The sequence below is a fragment of the Helicobacter vulpis genome (genome assembly GCF_003660395.1).
Classification (GTDB): domain Bacteria; phylum Campylobacterota; class Campylobacteria; order Campylobacterales; family Helicobacteraceae; genus Helicobacter; species Helicobacter vulpis.
The window spans coordinates 1-1,064 of sequence record NZ_QXQT01000064.1; the positions used below are offsets into that span (position 1 = coordinate 1).

Annotated in this window: 3 protein-coding genes; all 3 read right to left on the reverse strand. The window is 46.0% G+C overall.

The window, feature by feature from the left end:
• Positions 1 to 41: 41 nt before the first annotated feature.
• Complete coding sequence (locus EAO38_RS09285) at positions 42 to 317, reverse strand: HrgA protein (RefSeq protein WP_235852593.1); 276 nt, start codon at positions 315 to 317, stop codon at positions 42 to 44.
• Positions 281 to 928 carry an HrgA protein gene (locus tag EAO38_RS08550; protein ID WP_235852594.1) on the reverse strand — a complete coding sequence of 216 codons (648 nt, stop codon included), beginning with the start codon at positions 926 to 928 and terminating at the stop codon, positions 281 to 283. Before EAO38_RS08550 ends, EAO38_RS09285 begins: the two co-directional genes overlap by 37 nt.
• A gap of 17 nt (positions 929 to 945) precedes the next feature.
• Positions 946 to 1,064: SEL1-like repeat protein (locus EAO38_RS09495; RefSeq protein WP_407927438.1), on the reverse strand; the 119-nt coding region annotated here is incomplete at its 5' end.

A 1,064-nucleotide genomic window follows, 5' to 3' on the forward strand; every position in this document is an offset into this window, starting at 1 on the left:
TACTGATATAATTTTGCAATGCCGCTTTGTCTAGCACGCTATCAAAGGCTTGGGTTGGTTTGCTCACTCATGTGCGCCTTAATCGCCTCGTGATAGAGAGTCAAAGCGTTTAAGAAGTCTTTAAAATCGGGGCTGTTTTGGGACAATTCGCCCAACATGGCGTGATCTAAATTTTCTTTAAATTTGGCGTTTAACAACACTTGGCTTTTTTGCATGTCTTGCACATTGAGCAAGACAACCCCAATGCCAAAGCTGGTGTGCAAGCGTTTGAGCAAGTCCATTAAATTATTGTCTGCTGTGTTGATTTTCTCCACCACCAAGTAACCCTCGTGCGCCCAAGAGCTGTTGCTAATAGCTTGGAAGTAATATTGCAATGGCTTAAATCCATCTCCTTTTTGAGCTCAAAAGAAAAGAGTTTCAAGGGCAAATTGCCAAAGTTTTCTACAAATTGGCGCAAGGTGGGCTCAAAGTTTTGGTAGGTAAAGCTTGCCCCCACCATGTCCGGATAAAGCCAAGAGTTTTTACCCTTTGTGCCCTTTAAGGCTTTTTCGTGGTAAATGGTCTTGGTGTGTGCGCCCCATTTGGTGTAAGCAAAGTGGGCTAGCAAAGGGTGTAATAGGCGTTCGTGGTGGGTTTCTGTTTTGCTAGAAGTTTGGCTTGTTGCCTGCACCTCTAGCGCATTGGGTGCGTATTCTTTTAGGGCGATGGTGATGGGGCGTTGTGAAACCTGCACAAAGGGCAGGGTTTCTTTGTTCTTTAAAGCCAACCACACGGGGTAATAAGTCCCATCTTCTGCTGTGCTAAACATCTGGCTAATCTTGCCTGCGCTGTAAAGTTCCTGTGCCCTGCTATAAAGCGCATGGATGGACACGGGGGCTTTTGCCTCTTTGAGCACGGCTAGGACAATGTCTAGGTAGTCTTTTTTCATCTCTTAGCCCCCGTTGTTCATTTGCTTAAAAGCGTGCAGGCTTGCTCATAGCCTAGATCGCAGGCTTTTTTGTAGTATGTTTGGGCTTTTTGTGCATCTTTAGGCACGCCTAAACCCCTTGCATAGAGCGCGCCTA

What these genes read in the sequence shown, in the direction of transcription:
- EAO38_RS08550 (WP_235852594.1), bottom strand. Translation starts at nt 928, where the DNA reads ATGAAAAAAGACTACCTAGACATTGTCCTAGCCGTGCTCAAAGAGGCA.